This window comes from Gordonia jacobaea, from assembly GCF_001186365.1.
Classification (GTDB): domain Bacteria; phylum Actinomycetota; class Actinomycetes; order Mycobacteriales; family Mycobacteriaceae; genus Gordonia; species Gordonia jacobaea.
Map to the genome: position 1 here is coordinate 138826 of NZ_LDTZ01000021.1, position 16169 is coordinate 154994.

At 64.2% G+C, this 16169-nt stretch carries 11 protein-coding genes; 4 read left to right on the top strand and 7 right to left on the bottom strand.

Annotation, left to right across the window (positions count from 1 at the left end; genetic code table 11):
* Positions 1-16 precede the first annotated feature (16 nt).
* Positions 17-595: a TetR/AcrR family transcriptional regulator gene (locus tag ABW18_RS18325; protein WP_049700417.1), complete on the bottom strand. Its 579-nt coding sequence runs from the start codon at positions 593-595 to the stop codon at positions 17-19.
* 48 nt (positions 596-643) lie between these two features.
* On the opposite strand from ABW18_RS18325, the gene ABW18_RS18330 reads away from it, so the two are divergent.
* Positions 644-2248, top strand: a complete 1605-nt coding sequence (locus ABW18_RS18330) for an MFS transporter (RefSeq protein WP_331436691.1) — start codon at positions 644-646, stop codon at positions 2246-2248.
* Here ABW18_RS18330 and ABW18_RS18335 read toward each other — a convergent pair.
* From ABW18_RS18335 to ABW18_RS18355, 5 genes are all read right to left on the bottom strand, one after another.
* On the bottom strand, positions 2210-3349 hold the full coding sequence (locus tag ABW18_RS18335) for a PDR/VanB family oxidoreductase (RefSeq protein WP_049700419.1): 1140 nt from the start codon (positions 3347-3349) through the stop codon (positions 2210-2212). The genes ABW18_RS18330 and ABW18_RS18335 overlap by 39 nt on opposite strands.
* Before the next feature lie 23 nt (positions 3350-3372).
* Positions 3373-4335, bottom strand: a complete 963-nt coding sequence (locus ABW18_RS18340) for a metal-dependent hydrolase (protein ID WP_049700420.1) — start codon at positions 4333-4335, stop codon at positions 3373-3375.
* A gap of 26 nt (positions 4336-4361) precedes the next feature.
* Complete coding sequence (locus ABW18_RS18345; protein ID WP_049700421.1) at positions 4362-5363, bottom strand: alpha/beta fold hydrolase; 1002 nt, start codon at positions 5361-5363, stop codon at positions 4362-4364.
* 163 nt (positions 5364-5526) lie between these two features.
* A complete protein-coding gene (locus tag ABW18_RS18350; RefSeq protein ID WP_039854185.1) occupies positions 5527-6780 on the bottom strand; it encodes a pyridoxal phosphate-dependent aminotransferase in 1254 nt (417 codons plus the stop codon).
* A gap of 151 nt (positions 6781-6931) precedes the next feature.
* On the bottom strand, positions 6932-10519 hold the full coding sequence (locus tag ABW18_RS18355) for a (Fe-S)-binding protein (RefSeq protein WP_049700422.1): 3588 nt from the start codon (positions 10517-10519) through the stop codon (positions 6932-6934).
* Between the two features lie 758 nt (positions 10520-11277).
* Here ABW18_RS18355 and ABW18_RS18360 point away from each other — a divergent pair.
* Positions 11278-12939 carry a glycosyltransferase family 2 protein gene (locus ABW18_RS18360; RefSeq protein ID WP_049700423.1) on the top strand — a complete coding sequence of 554 codons (1662 nt, stop codon included), beginning with the start codon at positions 11278-11280 and terminating at the stop codon, positions 12937-12939.
* A 38-nt stretch (positions 12940-12977) separates the two neighbouring features.
* Complete coding sequence (locus ABW18_RS18365; RefSeq protein WP_049700424.1) at positions 12978-13916, top strand: STAS domain-containing protein; 939 nt, start codon at positions 12978-12980, stop codon at positions 13914-13916.
* Here the strand turns inward: ABW18_RS18365 and ABW18_RS18370 are convergent.
* Complete coding sequence (locus tag ABW18_RS18370; RefSeq protein WP_235434439.1) at positions 13852-14841, bottom strand: glycoside hydrolase family 26 protein; 990 nt, start codon at positions 14839-14841, stop codon at positions 13852-13854. The genes ABW18_RS18365 and ABW18_RS18370 overlap by 65 nt on opposite strands.
* A gap of 49 nt (positions 14842-14890) precedes the next feature.
* Here ABW18_RS18370 and ABW18_RS18375 point away from each other — a divergent pair, with 49 nt between their 5' ends.
* Positions 14891-16150: a glycoside hydrolase family 26 protein gene (locus ABW18_RS18375; RefSeq protein WP_235434440.1), complete on the top strand. Its 1260-nt coding sequence runs from the start codon at positions 14891-14893 to the stop codon at positions 16148-16150.
* The last annotated feature ends 19 nt before the right edge of the window (positions 16151-16169 follow it).

Consider the following 16169-nt stretch of genomic DNA (forward strand, 5'->3'; position numbering starts at 1 on the left):
CGCGCTCATTCTCGCATCACGCGCTCAGGCCGCGGAGCACCACGGCCAAGACGTGCTCGTAGTTCTCGTCGGGATCGATCGTCGGGGGATGGGTACCTGCGAGTTCCAAGGACACCGCACCGTGAACGCAGCTCCACACCTGCATCGTCGCCTGATGGGGATCGGTCTTCACCAGTAGTCCCGCGTTCTGGCCATACCTGATGTGTTCGGTCAGCACCGAGAAGGCGTGTTCGGCGACGTCGGAGTCGGGGTGGTGCTCGCGCGAGAACATCAGCGAGTACGCGACCGGGTAGCGCAGCGCGAACTCCCGGTACGCCCTGCCGCTGTGCGCCAACCTCTCTCGGGCGTCGTCGTCTGTCACGTCGATCATGCGCGCGAACTCGACGAAGGCGTCGTTGACCAACGCGTCGAGTAACCCCTCCTTGCCGTCGAAGTGGTTGTAGACCCCCATGGGTGCGACGCCGGCGTCGGTCGCGACCACGCGCACGGTGAGGCCGGCGACACCGTCTCGTTCCAGAATTCGACGCCCCGACGCGATGAGGTTCGTGCGTACCTCGGTCGCCGGGGTACGACGCGTACTTCGTGTGGGAGCCATATTGACAACCTACTAGAACAGTGTTCTTCTAGAAAAGAACGGCGTTCTATAACAGTAGAACGACAATCCACTCGGAAGGGATTTCGCATGCGTTCTCGCTGGTTGGCGCTGTGTGCGCTGTGTTTGGCTGAGCTCTTGGTGATGGTCGACAACACGATCGTCAACGTCGCGTTGCCGACAATGTCGCGCGATCTCGGGGCGGGAATCTCGGGATTGCAGTGGATCGTCGACGCCTACACGCTGGTCTTCGCCGGGCTGCTTCTCACGGGTGGTTACCTCGGCGACCGGTTCGGGCACCGTCGGATGCTCCTGGTGGGTATCGCGGGCTTCGCGGGGGTGTCGGCCCTCGCCGCCTCGTCGAACACGTTGGGCCAACTGATTGCTGCGCGTGCCGGCCTGGGAGTGTTCGCGGCGCTGGTGTTTCCCGCAACCCTCGCACTGATCGTCGCGATCTTCCCGGAAGGGAAGCAACGTGCCACGGCGGTCGGCATCTGGGGTGCGACGTCGGGAATCGCCGTGGCGATCGGACCGGTGCTCGGAGGGTGGCTGCTCGAGCACTACTCGTGGGCGTCGGTGTTCTGGGTCGGACTACCCATCGCGGCGGTGACCGCGATCGCTGTGCTCGCGGTGGTACCTGGCACACGACCGGAATCGGTGTCGCGGTTCGACGTCGTCGGCCTGGTGCTGTCGGTCATCGGACTCGGCCTGCTGACCTACTCGGTGATCGAAGGTCCTCACCACGGGTGGACCGATGCACGAACCATCGTGGGAATCGTTGTGGCGATTGCGGTTATCGGACTCTTCGTCTGGCGTGAACTCGTGGTGGCGCACCCGATCCTCGACGTCACGCTGTTCGCCAATCGCAGGTTTGCGACCGCAGCGGGAATGGTGGCGGTCGCGTTCTTCTCGCTGTTCGGATTCATCTTCCTGATCACCCAGTTCTTCCAGGCCGTGAAGGGATACGGGCCGTTCGAAGCAGGCCTGCGCACACTGCCTTTCGCGATCGTGACCGCGGTGTGCTCGCCTGTTGCCATGGCGCTTGCGCATCGGTTCGGGCCACGCTGGGTGGTGACCGCGGGAGCGGTGCTGATGTCGGCAGGCTTTGCGCTGGTGGAGATCTCGTCACGGATGTCTGGTTACTGGGAACTCATCATCTGGTCGATGGCGCTGATGGCGGCGGGCCTCGCCGCGATCACGGGCCCGTGTACGCATGTGATCATGAACTCGCTGCGACCGGAGCAGGCTGGCGCGGGCAGCGCCGTCAACGACACGACGCGCGAGATCGGCGGAACATTGGGCGTAGCCGTACTCGGCTCGGTGCTCACCTCGGTGTATGCGTCTTCCGTATCGGAAAGGATTGGCGCGCTCGGGCTTCCGCGTCAGATCGCCGAGATTGCCGAACAGTCGGTGATGGGCGGAGCGGAAGTCGCTGCCCGCGCTCCTGAGTCGATCTCCAGCCCTATGACCATCGCCGTGCAGGAGGTCTTCGTCGAAGGGCTGCACAGCGCAGTCTGGGTGGCGGTCGCGGTGACCGCCGTGGCTGCCGTTGCCGCTGCGGTTCTACTGCGCGGCGAAAGTCACTCGCGCGGCGTCGAACTCACGTCGGATGCGCACTCAGAGGTCGACGGTCAGGTGATCGCCACCGGCGCGTGAGACGCAGGTGAGGATGGAGCCCGCTGCGCGCTCCGGCTCGGTCAGGATGTTGTCGCGGTGGTCGATTGCCCCCGACAACGTCCTGATCTTGCATGTGCCGCAGAAACCCTGGCGGCATGAATACGGCACCGACGGAACCTCTTTGCGGAGCGCGCTCAGCAAGGTCTCGTCTGCCGCGACGTCGATCTCCTGCCCGGTCGACTCGATCGTCACGGTGAACGGACGACCGTTCTCCACCGGCGGCGGACTGAAGCGCTCATAGTGCAGCTCGATGTCGGGGCGGTCGTGTAGATGGCGCCGCAACGACTCCAACATCGGTACCGGGCCGCAGCAGTAGACTGCGAGACCCGATGGGGCCCTACCGGTCTGCGGGTCGATCGGTCCGAGCAATTCCTCCATGCTCGGCAGTCCGTGCTCGTCGTCGGTGCGGATGGTGATCTTGTCGCCGAATCGCGCGACCTCGTCGCGGAACGGGATCGAGTCCATGCTGCGACCGGTGTAGATCATCGACCAGTCGAGACCGAGGCGCTCTGCGGCCGCCAGCATGGGCAGGATCGGCGTGATGCCGATGCCCGCGGCGACGAACCGGAGTGAGCGGGCTTGCGATCCGTAGCCGGGCAGTGCGATCGGAAATGCGTTGCGCGGACCCTTGATCTGAACGGTGTCGCCGACGCGCAGGGTGTCGTGCACCTCGACCGAACCGCCTCCGCCGTCGGGGATGCGCCGCACGGCGATTCGGTAGGTCTTCCTATCGGCGGAATCGCCGCAGAGGGAGTACTCGCGCATCCTGCCCGACGGCAGCAGGAGGTCGAGATGCGCTCCTGCGTGCCACCTTTCGAGAAGCTGATCGTCGAGTCCTGCGAAGGTCAGTGCGACGACGTTCTCGTCCTGCGCGACGACCTCTCGTCCCACGATGCGCAGCGTCGTGACACCGTCGTACTCAGCGGTCGACCGCAGTGGCGAGAACGGACGCCAGAACGGCAGCCACGTCTTGGACAGCACGGTGCCGAAGGTCATCAGGGGATCATGGCGCCACCGTCCGTAGAGATGTGGTGGCACCGAAGTCATTTCGGTGGTGTGCGGGTGTGCCCGTTGATTCATGGTCTGTTCGGTTCCGTGTGTACTCAGGAGGCGTTTCGTGCTGCCGGCGAGGACGCCAGGTAGGCGACAGCCTGTGCGGTCGAACCGATTTCGGTTGGATGAAAGCCAGGCCTGAAGTAGCTCGCCGTTGCGAAGAGCACACTGCGGATCGTCGGGAGAACGCCTGCCCGCACGCCACGCGCGTAGTGATACTGGCGGTAGAAGTAGTTGTTGTGCTTGATCGCCGGATCCTGATGGGTGATGAAGCGGAAACCGCGGAAGAGTAGGAGCAGCAGGGTGGGCAGTGCGATCAGCATCGCCCGACCGCGCCGGAGGTAGCTGTCACCGAAGTAGACCGCGACGTCGTGTGCGACGGCTCGGTGCTCGACCTCCTCGGCTCCGTGCCAGGTGAACAGGTCCGACATCGTCGGATCGGCCCCGACTTCGGTCCAGGTGTTGTTGAGCGCGAAATCGCCGAGAATCGCGGTGTAGTGCTCGATCGCGGCGATGAGCCACAGTCGTTCGATGAGGTGCTTCTGCTTGGCCTCTACGCTGCCCTTTTCCAGAGGGCCCAACACCTTTCGGAACACCCACTCCATCTGGCGGCAGTACGGCCGAGGGTAGATTCCGTGATGGTCGAGGAACTCCCAGAGCACGTGGTCGTGCGCCTCCGCGTGCATGGCTTCCTGGCCGATGAAGCCGCGCATCGTCGCGGCGAGCTCCTCGTCACGAACCAGGGGGAGTGCTTCGTTGTAGGTCTGGACAAACCAGCGCTCTCCCTCGGGGAGAAGCAGGTTGAGCACGCTGATGAAGTCGGACGCGATCGGATGACCCGGAATCCAGTGCAGCGGAACGTCGCTCCAGTCGAATGTCACGTTGCGGGCGTGAAGCTCGACGTCGCCGGGATCGGTGTCGTTGTTCTGAGGTGGGACTACGTGTGGTGTGGACGGGTGTGGTGCGAATGTGTGAGCTGAGGTGGTGTCCACCTTCTCGGCGTGTGCGTGCACGGTAGAAACTCCTTCGCGATGGCAGGTCAGCGGATAGCGGCGCGGTCGGGGATGGTCGCGGTGGATGTTCGGGCGGCGATGCGTCGTACGAAGTCGCGGATCGAGTCGGCGACGTAACCGGGATTGGTCGTCGGGGCCCAGTGGGTGGTCGGTGACTCGAGACGGGTGAGATCGGGGGCGAATCGGTTCGTGTTGCGCAGCAGGTGTGTTCGCACCGCGAAGTCGCGGGTGTTGACCATCTCCAGCACGGGGACGTTGGTCGTGCGCGGGTTGGGTTTGCTCACCTTGCGCACCATGTTGGCTCGGTAATAGCGCGCGCCGGAACGCATGTCGCGCCGCAGCGATGGCGCGACGACGATCTGCTCGGCGGGCGTACCGTCCATGAGTCGCAGAAAACGTCGCCATGCGCCGGGCGAGCCGAGCGTCGCGGAGATCAGCGTCGGACCAAATGGCAGGTGCAGCAGCACGATGTACGTCGAGAAGAAGGACTGCAGGAGGGTGTCGAGCGCTCGACGAGGCGTCGGATGAGAGATGTTCTCGCGCAGGAGCACTCCCACGTGGTCCAGGCACGGGCCGGAGATGGTGGTGAACGACGCGAAGTGATCTGCGGCATCGGGGCGCGACACCGCTTCCCACGACTGGATGGAACCCCAGTCATGCGCGACAACATGGACGGGCGCGTCGGGGCTCACGGCACTGGCGACGGCGTACAGGTCGTCCGCGAGCGTTTCGATGCGATACGCCGACACCCCACGCGGGTTGTCGCTGACTCCGAGCCCGCGGGTGTCGTACGCGACGGCCCGGACGTCGTCGGAAAGACGCGCCGCAACCTCGGTCCACACCTCATGCGTATCCGGCCATCCGTGCACGAACAGCACCGTCGGACGCTCGGCGTTTTCGGGAGTAGCTGGGCCGGCGGGGTTGCCGGCTCCCGAGACGGCGGATGTGTCACCGGCAGGATCGTCGAACTCGAAAGTCGCGAGCCGTACGCCGTCGACGTCGATGAGTCGTTTGACCCACTGCTTCATGCGTCACCCCTTCGGTACCGTGATCTGGTTAACGTAACCGAGCGTCACAGCTATGTCCAGAGATGGTGACAACGAAGAGTGTCACATAACGTGCAGGCGGGGATCAGCGAATCGCGCAGAAGGTGCCGCGCTGCAGGTCATCGTGGGTATTTCGGCCCGTGAACTACTGGCGATACGACGACAGGAAGTTGCCGATCCGTTCGACGGCGTCCTTGAGATCGCGCGACCAGGGGAGCGTGACGATGCGGAAGTGGTTCTGATCGTCGAGGTTGAACCCGCTGCCCTGAACGACCAGGATCTTCTCCTGCAGCAGCAGGTCCTGGACGAAGAGCTCGTCGTTGTGGATCTCGTAGACCTCGGGATCGAGGCGCGGGAACGCGTAGAGCGCGCCCTTGGGCTTGACGCAACTGACGCCGGGGATCTCGTTGAGCTTCTCCCACGTCACGTTGCGCTGCTCGTAGAGGCGTCCTCCGGGCGCGACGAGCGCCTCAATGCTCTGGTATCCGCCGAGGGCCACCTGAATCGCGTGCTGTCCGGGAACGTTCGCGCACAGGCGCGTCGACGCCAGGATGCCAAGGCCCTCGATGAAGCCCTTGGCGTGGTCCTTGGGGCCGGTGAGCACAACCCAGCCAGCCCGGTAGCCACAGACGCGGTACGCCTTCGAGAGCCCGTTGAACGTCAGGCAGAACAGGTCGGGGGCGAGCGACGCGATGTTGATGTGCTCAGCGTCGTCGTAGAGGATCTTGTCGTAGATCTCGTCGGCGAGGATGAGCAGCGAGTGGCGTCGGGCGACGTCGACGAGTTGCTCGAGCACCTCGCGCGAGTAGACAGCGCCCGTGGGGTTGTTGGGGTTGATGACGACGATCGCCTTGGTGCGGTCGGTGATCTTCGCCTCGATGTCGGCGATGTCGGGGTTCCAGTCGTTGTCCTCGTCGCAGCGATAGTGCACAGCTGTGCCGCCGGAGAGGGCCGTCATGGCCGTCCAGAGGGGATAGTCGGGCGCGGGGATCAGCACCTCGTCGCCGTTGTTGAGCAGCGCCTGCATCGTCATCGTGATGAGCTCGGAGACACCGTTGCCGAGGATCACGTCGTCGACGTCGAAGTACGGGAAGTCGGGGAGGAGCTCGTAGCGCGTGACCACGGCGCGTCGTGCCGAGAGCACACCCGCCGACTCCGAGTACCCCTGCGAGTACGGCAGCGCGTGGATCATGTCGCGCATGATCACGTCTGGGGCCTCGAAGCCGAACAGCGCCGGGTTGCCGATGTTCAGCTTCATGATCCGATGGCCCTCGGCCTCGAGTCGCGCCGCATGCGCGTGCACCGGCCCACGGATCTCATAGCAGACGTTCTGCAGCTTCTCGGACTGCTCCAACGGCTTGAGGTTCTGGTTCAGGTGCGATACATACGGCCTACTCACGGGTTCAATTGTCTCAGCCGCAGGCAAATCGATTTTTTCGGGCCGTCGGAAATGCAGAAACACGCGCCTCTGACACGTGCGAGCGATACTTCACTCGCAGGTGTCAGAAACGCGTGTTTCTGACGGGCGGCGGATTCTTACCGGCGGCCGATCAGCGCTGGCCGGGCCGCTTCTTACCGGCGGCCATGCCGAAGCCCTTGGCCTTCGACGCTCCGGTCTCGGCGATCGTTCGGCCGTCATCAGCTGCGCCAGCGGGGGCACTGCCGTTCGACGACGCTGCCGCGCCCTCGGCCGCTGTGTCCGTGGACGCCTCTGCCGGGGTTTCTGCCGGTGCTGCTTGGGCTGACTCGGCTTCGGGCGCCTCGGCCTCTGGTGCAGCGGCTTCTGGTTCCGGAGTCGACGCTGCGGGAGCCGTCGACGCTGCCGGAGCTGCGGCCTTGGGAGCCGACGCCCCGCCCGGGCGCTTCTTGCCCGCGGCCATGCCGAAGCCCTTTGCCTTGGCGGGCTTCTCCTCGGTCACCGCTGCGGCCGACGCTGTTGCAGTCGACGCCGTTGCAGCGGGCGTCTCCTCGGTCGCGCTGGCCTCGCCACCGGTCTCGGGCTGTGCCGGAGCGGATTCTGCCGGAGCGGACTCGGCCGCCGACGTCTCAGCAGGTGCCGAAGCCTCCGCAGCCGAGGCGGCAGGCTTGGCAGCCCCCGACCCGGTGCCTCCCGGCCGCTTCTTGCCCGCGGCCATGCCGAAGCCCTTGGCCTTGGCAGGCCTCTCCTCGGTCACAGCGGCGGGTGCGGCAGCAGAAGTGCTTGCGGCCGTTGCCGATTCGGTGTCGGCGGTCGGGGCGGCGTCGGGTGCGGACTCGGTCTCTGCAACCTTGTTCTCCGCGGCGGCGGTCACTCCGGCATCGGACGCGGCCGCATTTGCGGTACTCGCTGCGCCCGGCTTCTTGGCGCCGGGACGCTTGCCGGCAGCCATGCCGAAGCCCTTGGCCTTGGCCGGCTTCGGCGCATCGGCTGTGGCACTTGCTGCCGTATCACTCGCCGCGTTCTCGACTGCCGCCGACGACTCGGCCTGAGCAGGTGCGGGCTGCGCGGACGCCGACGCGGGCTTGGCCGCCCCGCCGGGCTTCTTCATGCCGCCCTTCATGCCGAAGCCCTTTGCGGCGGGCTTCTTCTCGGCTGTGTCGGTCGACGCTGTCTCTGCCGGTGCCGACGCTGCTGGCGCCTTGGTCGCTGCGCTCCCGGCGCCGGGCTTCTTGCCGCCCTTCATCCCCAACCCGACCTTGGGTTTGGGCTTGGCGTCGGTTGCAGCACCTGCTGCGGCCGCGGCAGGCGCTGCGGCTGCCACCTTCTCGGGCTCGGGTTCCGGCTCGGGTGCGGGCTTGGCGACCGGTCCGAGGAAACGGCCGCCCCGCTTGACCTCCGGCAGACCACGCTTGACCGAATCGAGCAGCATCTGCGAGACGTCGACGACCTCGATCTTGCCCTCGTTCTCGGTGCCGGACGTCCGTGCGGTCACACCGTCGGTCAGCATGACGCGGCAGAACGGGCAGCCCGTCGCGATCTTCTGCGGTGCCTCGCCGATGCTGCCCGAAGCCCCATTGCCCGAAGCCCCCTTCGCGGAAGCCAGTGTGTCGAGTGCCTCGTCGACGCGGTCGATGTTGATGCGCTTGCCGATCTGCTCTTCCATCCACATACGCGCGCCGCCGGCGCCACAGCACATGGAACGCTCGCCGTGGCGAGGCATCTCGCGCAGCGTCGAACCCGATGCTTCCATCAGCTCACGCGGGGCGTCGTAGACCTTGTTGTGTCGTCCCAGGTAGCAGGGGTCGTGGTAGGTGACGCCCTCGCCCATCGGTGCCACGGGCACCAGGCGCTTCTCCCGCACGAGGCGGTTGAGGAGCTGCGTGTGGTGGACCACCTCGTACTTCGCGCCGAGCTGCGGGTACTCGTTGGACAGCGTGTTGAAGCAGTGCGCGCAGGTCACGACGACCTTTTTGCGCTGCGTCGGCGCCGTCTCGAAGACCCCGTTGATGGTCTCGATGTTCTGCTGCGCCAGCATCTGGAACAGGAATTCGTTGCCGGCACGTCGTGCCGAATCGCCGGTACAGGTCTCACCCTCGCCGAGGACCATGAAGTTCACCGCGGCGATGTCGAGGAGTTCTGCGACAGCCTTGGTGGTCTTCTTTGCGCGATCCTCGTACGCGCCTGCGCAACCGACCCAGAAGAGGTACTCAAAGCCTTCGAACGATTCGACGTCGGCACCGAAGACCGGGATCTCGATGTCCATCTCGTCGATCCAGTTGGTGCGCGCCGACGCGTTCTGACCCCAGGGATTGCCCTTGTTCTCGAGGTTCTTGAACATGCCCGCGAGCTCGGTGGGGAAGTCGGACTCGATGAGCACCTGGTAGCGCCGCATGTCGATGATGTGGTCGACGTGCTCGATGTCGACGGGGCACTGCTCGACGCACGCACCGCAGGTGGTGCAGCTCCACAGGGTCTCGGTGTCGATGACAGCACCGAGCTGCTCGGGGTCGAATGCGCCGTCTTCGTCGACGATGCCCTCGCCGCCGCCCATCGCGCCCTTCGACTCACCGACCAACTTGCGCGACGCCTCGGCCCGCGCGGCCTCGGGGATCTTGGCGAGCTTCGCCTCATCGACGTTGCCCTCTGCGTCGACGAGACCGACCTCGTCGCCGCCCATGTCCTTGCGGCCGCCGGCGATCAGATAGGGCGCCTTGGCCTGTGCGTGGTCGCGCAGCGACATGATGAGCAGCTTGGGGCTCAACGGCTTTCCGGTGTTCCAGGCAGGGCACTGACTCTGGCAGCGACCACACTCGGTACATGTCGTGAAGTCGAGCCAGCCCTTCCACGAGAAGTCCTCGACCTTGCCCGCGCCGAACGCGTCGACGTCGGGGTCGGCGGTCTCCATGTCGAGGACCTTGCCCTGGCTCATCATCGGCTTGGCGGCACCGAGCGCGACGCCGCCGTCCTGCTCACGCTTGAGATAGATGTTGAAGAACGCGGCGAAGCGGTGCCACGCGACACCCCAGTCGATGTTCGCGCCGACGACTGCCAGCCAGATCATGCCGCTCATCAGCTTGACGACAGCGGCGGCGGTGACCCAGTAGACCGACGAGCCCTCGAAGAGTTGCGCGAAGTAGTGCGTGAAGAACGACGTCCAGATCGGCGGGTCCTCGATGCCCGACGAGATCTTGAACGTCTTCACGAAGATCATGCCGAGGCCCTCGATCAGGACCACGAGTTCGACGAAGTACGCGGCACCGAAGCGTGAACCCGAGAAGCGGGACAGCCGCTTGGGCATCCGCGGGTGGTTGAGCTGGCGGATGATGATCAACGCCATGATGCCGATGACGGTGCCGAGGCCCAGCACCTCGTCGGCGAAGATGTAGATGTTCCACGAGCCGATCACGGGCCAATGGAACTCGGGGTCGAAGATCTGGCCGTATGCCTCGAACCAGAAGATCGCACCGATCATGAAGCCGAACATCACCAGCCAGTGCGCCCAGCCGACGGTCCGGAACTTCACCATTCGCGTGTGGCCGACGAACTCCTTGAGCATCGTCCACAGTCGCGGGCCGACGGGCCAGTAACGGGTGCTGTCGACCTTCTGGCCCTGGGCGATCGCGCGCACCATGGTCCACACGCCGCGCAGGAAACTGGCCCAACAGAACAAGCTGATGACCGCGGCAATAGTGCCGATGGTGATCGTCGTGGCATTCACGGCGTCCCGGCCCCTCTCATATTGATCATCGACCTAGTCGCGCAGGGCTGACGTGCGCGGGGTCGGACGTCTACTACAGGTAACCGTAATTCTTCCTCGGTACCTCGCGCTGCCAAGGCTGCCCTTACCTGGAGCTGGTACTAGGCGTTGCGATATAGGAATGATACTCACGAGTAACTGACTATCCAGTCAGTTCCGAGTGACGTAAACCTCTCTCGCTGCCCCGCCGGTGCCATTTTGCTTGATGAAGGGTCTCGCTGTGTGCTGCGGTCGCGCTCGCCGAAGGAAATAGAGTGATCCACGCCACATATATTGGATAAAGCGTCGCACGTCTCAGCAGAAAGGAGTTTATTCGTCCACGGAATTGGGGACAAAAACCGTTTCGTGTGGCGCACAAATTTTGTATTTGGGTAAACAATTCAAATATGTACACCAGACGGAGTACGGCGGGTTGCGGGTGCCCCTGAACTGGGCAAGAATCGTGGATGAGCTGCGACGAGGCGGGTCGATGTTGTGGGATCGATGTCAACTCGGAGGTGGGGATCGTGGGGCCAGCGCGGCTGTTTGCCGTCAGAATCATTTCCATTCTTGTGGTTTCTTTCGGCTGTGCCTATATCTTTTGGCGATGGAGTGACACTATCGCCTGGTCCGCTTGGTGGATTGCTATTCCATTAGTTATTGCGGAAACATATTCGCTTTCTGAGTCCATTCTTTTCGCATTTATGATGTGGAATGCGCGGGAGCGCCCGGCTCCACCCATGGCGCGACCCGGCCTGACCGTGGACGTATTCATCACCACATACAACGAGCCCCTCGAGCTCGTGGTCCGCACCGCGATCGGCGCGCGCGATGTGAGATACCCCCACAACACCTGGATCCTCGACGACGGTGATCGCGAGGAGTTCCGGATCGCGGCGGCTGCGCTGGGCGTCGGGTACCTCACGCGAGGCGAGGAGTGGAACGGGCGCCAGCGGCATGCCAAGGCCGGCAACATCAACAACGCGCTGTTCCTCACAGACGCGGAGTTCGTGGCGATCCTCGACGCCGACCAGGTCCCCAAGCCGGAGTTCCTCGACGCCGTCCTCGGCTACTTCGACGACGACGCCGTGGCCTTCGTGCAGACGCCGCAGTACTTCTGGAATGTGCCTGACTCCGATCCGCTGGGTAGTCAGGCCGAACTGTTCTATGGCCCCATCCAGCAGGGTAAGGACGGCTGGGGTGCTGCATTCTTTTGCGGCTCGAACGCTGTCCTGCGGCGCGAGGCTCTGATGGCGCTGGGCCTACGGACGTACTCGCGCGGCGCTGACCCGCAGGTCAGAAGGGCTATTCGCGACGAATGGGCGCGCCTCGAGGGTCTCATCAACGAAGCGGGGCATGGATCGGGACTGCGCATCCCACTCGAGGATGCGCTCGACGTCGTGCGTGGCGCGCGACGCAGGTTGCGGCGTGGCGCGCCAGTCGGCGAGGTCGCCTTCGAACTGCGTGCCGGTATTCACGACGTCCTCGACTCGCACCCGTGGCTACCGGAAGAGGTCGTCGACGAGCTGCACAAGACAATGGACTCGGTTGAAGTGTCTCGGATCGACCAGGCATTGGCGATCCAGCCGATCAACACCGCCACGGTGACCGAGGACATGGCGACCGCCATGCATCTGCACGCCATGGGTTGGGAGAGCGTCTACCACCACGAGGTGTTGGTGGAAGGCCTCGCACCCGACGATCTCGCGACAATGCTCGGCCAACGCCAGCGATGGGCCACGGGGTCGATGCAGGTCTTCTTCGCCGACAACCCGCTCTTCCAATCCGGGCTGACGTTTGCGCAGCGGTTGATGTACCTGGCCACCATGACCTCGTACCTCAACGGTTTTGCAGCGGTGGTCTACATCGCCGCGCCGATCATCTACTTCACGCTCGGTGTGTTCCCCATGAACGCCTACCCCCTGGACTTCTTCGCCAGGTTCATCCCCTTCTTCGTTTGCTGTCAGTTGCTGTTCCAGGTGGCCGGGTACCGGTCCGGCGGTCTGTGGCGTGGGCAGCAGATGTCGTTCGCACTGTTCCCGATCTGGATATCGGCCACCCTCTCGGCTGCCGCGGCAGTCTTCTTCCGACGCCACATCTCCTTCTCGGTGACCTCCAAGGAGCAGGTCGACGCGCGCGTCGACTACCGGCCGATCATCCCGCAGATAGTCGCCATGGTGGCACTTGTCGCATCATCTGTTGTCGGCATCCTGCGCTGGAGTCACGGCGATGCCGAGACTTTCCCGACCTTCCTGTCACTCGGGTGGGTCGGACTCGATCTCCTCCTGCTTTCGTCCGTCGTCCGCGCCGCCCACTACCGCCCGACACCCACCGACCCGGTCGACCAGTACATCAATGGTTCTGTGTTGACCAATAGCCCTGCGCCACAACGTTCTACCTGATTGACGACCTCCCAGCCCCCTGAATCCTGGAGAAGAACATGTCACTGGCCCACGAAGCATTCGCAGAGTTCGACGATGAGACCGCCGACGTCCGGGTATCCGGCCGGCTAGAAGTTAAGTCGCGTCTGTGCGACGACGTTGCCCGCGCATGTTCGGGCGGCGCACGTCTCGTGCTGGTCGACGTCGGCGAGGTCACCACGGTGACACCATCCGGTATGGCCGAACTCATGCACGCTGTGCGCTGGGCAAGGTCGCGCCGCGCCGATCTGCGTATCTATGGAACATCGGTGGCAATGCTCGACGCGCTTGACGCCCTCGATCTCGGTAGGGTCATGGTCCTCTACACCGACCGCGCCGCAGCTGCTGACCGCGATCAGACAAGGATCGAACAAGTTACGCGCACAGCACGATTCGCGCGACGCAGGCGTCTGTTCTCGGTCGCCCGCGGGGCCACGGATGCGTCGGGTCCTGCTAGTAATGCGCTGGACGCAACGCTCCCCGAGGAGCTAGAGGTGGTCACACAGCTTGGCGCCAATGACGCGATTCACGTCGATAAGCCGGCCGAGGTTGATGGTGGCAAGGCCATGGAGGGTTCATCGGGCATCGCCGATGTCGCCGTGAGTGGCCTGTGGGACGTGTCCTCGACTGTCCACATCGATGTGCACCAGCTGTGCACTGCCGGTGCGAGGCTGGTGCTCGTAGACGTTGGCGGTGTCTCCCGTGTGACGCCTTCGGGCATGGCCGATCTCATGCATGCGGTTCGGTCGGCGCGGAAGCTCCGTGCAGAACTGCGGATCTTCGGGCACTCGCCCGCTGTTGCCGACGCCCTCGACGCCCTCGGGTCGGGAAAAATTCTTGTGCTCTATCCGGATAGGAGTGCGGCGCTGACCCGTGATCGACGCGTACCCGACGCTAGGTCGCGGGGACGGCGTCCAATGCGGACCGGAATGCCTTCTCGCTCTGTGGGTTCGAATTGAAGCGCCAGTCTCGCTCCTTGTTCGCCTGGAACCACACGAACCCGTCGACGTCCGGCTCGCGACTGACGAGCGAGACGAAGTCATGGATCCACGTAGCTTTTCGTGTCGGATCCGGGTCGTCGGCGGATGCCACTTCGGTGACCAGGATGGGCTTGTCGCCGAGTCGGCGGAGGCTGACGAACGCGTCCGAGAAGATGAATCCCGGTGAGGCCCAACCGTGTTTGCCATCGTTGCCCCAGTTGTAGCCATCGATCCCCAGGTAGTCGACCTCGTCGTCGCCGGGGTAGGCGGCGTCGAATCCGGGGATGCCCGAAATCGCCGCCATCGGCGCCCAAACCATCGAGATGTTGTGCGGGTCAATCGAAGTCAAGATCGATCGGACGTGGCGCCAGGCGTCAATGTAGGACTGCGGCGTGTTGCCGTTCACGTGCATTCCCCACGGGTACCAGTCGCCGTTCATTTCGTGGGCGAACCGGACGATCACCGGCTTGCCGAACTCCTTCAGTCCGGTCGCCCATCGTCGGAGATCGCTATCGAACGCGCCGTCGGCAATTCGCGACAGTCGGTAGTCCGGTTGGTTGACACCGCCCGACGGGTTCCACGGTTCGATGCTCACGATCGGAACAGCACCCGTCTCGGCGATTCTGGCCAGATCCGCGTTCGGTACCGGCTCGCGGAGTCCGCTGAAGGTGAGGATCAGATCCAACGGGCGATCGGCAAGGGTGGTGACCCCGACCACCCCGGCGTCGGAGTCGACGTCGCTCCCCTTCAGATCGGGAAGATAAGCGCCCCAACGAATGTGGTGCGGAGCGTCGGAGTCGCCGCCGTTGCTGCACGCGCCGAGCGTGAGCACCAGGATCAGTGCGACGAGCGGCAAGGCGATACGCGCGACGTCGACATTCTCTGTCTGTGTACGTGGTCTCACAACAGTTCCGTTCCGTTCGGTAGCACTGGTGAGGAAAGTGTGGCATGACATGACCAGCCCGCCAATCGATAGCGAGACGACGCGTCCAGATGACCTGGCGGAGCAGGGCTTCGCGGAGCGGTGGTCGCGGCGTCGTCGGCGTCGCCCCTCCGCACTGATCCCGATCATCGCCATGGTGGTCGGAATCGGCGCCGCGGCCACCCTGTTTCAGCACTACCTGCCCGAGCCGACACCGCCCTGCGCGGTCACCGACTACCATCGGGCAGTCCCGGCGTCGGGAGTTCTGTTCGGCGTCAATCTCGACTGGCAGTCCGAGAGCCTGCGAGAACATCACGACAACCTCGGGCACGCTCCCGCGGTTGCTGTGCAGTTCTCCGACATCCCGTACAACAACGAGACCTGGGCACATACTGTCGCCGCCGCCGATCAGGTGCGTAACGAACGCGGCATCATGGTGCTGACCCTGGAGCCTCACGCTGGATTGGCGGCGATCACCGAGGGCGTCGTCGGTCGTCTGGGTGACGACCTGCGCAAACTGAACGATTCGGGTGTGCCCGTTATCCTTCGATTCGCGCACGAGATGAACGGTTCCTGGTACGCGTGGGGTCAGCAACCCAGGGCCTACGTCGAGACATTCCGTCGGGTGGCCGCGATGGTCCATCGCAAAGCGCCTGGGACGGCGATGATGTGGGCGCCGAATTACGGCGGCGGGTATCCGTTTGAAGGCGGAAAGTACATGGCGCGTAGCGGAACAGAGGACTACCAGTTGACCGACACCAATGGTGACGGGAAACTCACCGCAGACGACGATGCGTATGCGCCGTACTATCCGGGCGACGACGCGGTCGACTGGGTGGGGATTTCGTTGTATCACTGGGGAAATCGCCGTCCGTGGGGCAACAACGAGGTAAGCGAACCCGGAAAGTTCACCGCGATGCTGGAGGGTCGCTACAACGGAAGCGCGGGTCACGACCTCACCGTGCCGAACTTCTATCAGATCTACGGCGCGGAGCACAACAAGCCGGTGGCGATTGTCGAGACCGCCGCGATCTATACCCCGGCGCGTGCGGCTCAGGGTGCCTCGGAGCTTGCGGTGAAGTCGACGTGGTGGCGGCAGGTCTTCGCCGCCGACATACCGTCGCGTTACCCGATGCTGAAGATGATCAACTGGTTCGAATGGCGCAAGTACGAGATCGAGATCAAAGATGTCGTCGACTGGCGTGCTGCCGGTTCACCGGAAACCAGGGATGCATTCGTCAGCAGCCTGCCGAAGTGGCTCGACTACGCCGACGCGGTACACCCGTGCTGAAACACATTGCTCTGCAATC